The 898-nt window shown below is 45.8% G+C and carries 1 protein-coding gene and 1 pseudogene; one reads left to right on the top strand and one right to left on the bottom strand.

What is annotated here, in order from left to right:
* Window positions 1–551: glucosamine-6-phosphate deaminase (nagB, locus tag IQP38_RS26535; protein WP_228010104.1), on the top strand; the 551-nt coding region annotated here is incomplete at its 5' end.
* Between the two features lie 90 nt (window positions 552–641).
* Here the strand turns inward: nagB and IQP38_RS26530 are convergent.
* Window positions 642–898: pseudogene (locus IQP38_RS26530) on the bottom strand (glycerol kinase); the annotation flags it as partial.

Genomic DNA, 898 nt, shown 5'->3' with positions numbered 1-898 from the left:
CTTACCGCTCGTTCATGTACAACAACTTCTTTAATCACATTGATATTCAAGAAGAAAATATCAACCTACTGAACGGTAACACAGACGATCACGACGCAGAATGTAAGCGTTACGAAGACAAAATTAAGTCTTACGGCAAGATCAACCTGTTCATGGGCGGCGTGGGTAACGACGGTCACATCGCGTTCAACGAGCCAGCGTCATCTCTTTCTTCTCGTACTCGCATCAAGACCCTCACTGAAGACACTCGCATTGCGAACTCTCGCTTCTTTGACGGCGATATCAACCAAGTGCCTAAATACGCGCTGACTATCGGTGTTGGTACGCTTCTAGACTCAGAAGAAGTGATGATCTTGGTCACTGGCCATAACAAAGCTCAGGCACTTGAAGCAGCCGTGGAAGGTTGTGTAAACCACCTATGGACAGTTTCTGCTCTTCAACTTCACCCTAAAGCGGTGATCGTATGCGACGAACCAGCTCAACAAGAACTGAAAGTGAAGACAGTGAAGTACTTCTCTGAGCTAGAAGCAGAAAACATCAAAGGCTTTTAACCCATAGGATGGCAGCCTAGAAACACACTAAAAATACAAAACCCGTGTTGAACACGGGTTTTTTCTTATCTGAACAGCGGGCTTAAGTCGTCAATAAGCTTTAATACCAAACTGACGAAGACGCTTAGGAAGCACTTCATCCAACTTGTCTAGTTCACTCGGTTCGACTTCGATAAGATTGAAATGATGCTGCTCATAAACAGTACGAATGGTCTCACGGTCGGCCTGAGCCATCTCCCCATCGTCACTTCCCCAAAATTGCAAATAGACTTTGCCGCCTGGTAAGTAAAAATCGCTAGTGACATCTTGGTCAATCGGCAGCTGACGCTCATAAGCGTGCACTACAC

Source organism: Vibrio sp. OPT41 (genome assembly GCF_015163595.1).
In the GTDB taxonomy this organism is placed as follows: domain Bacteria; phylum Pseudomonadota; class Gammaproteobacteria; order Enterobacterales; family Vibrionaceae; genus Vibrio; species Vibrio alginolyticus.
The sequence above is the reverse complement of the archived record's forward strand: the minus strand, read 5'-3'. Positions and strand labels throughout refer to the sequence as shown.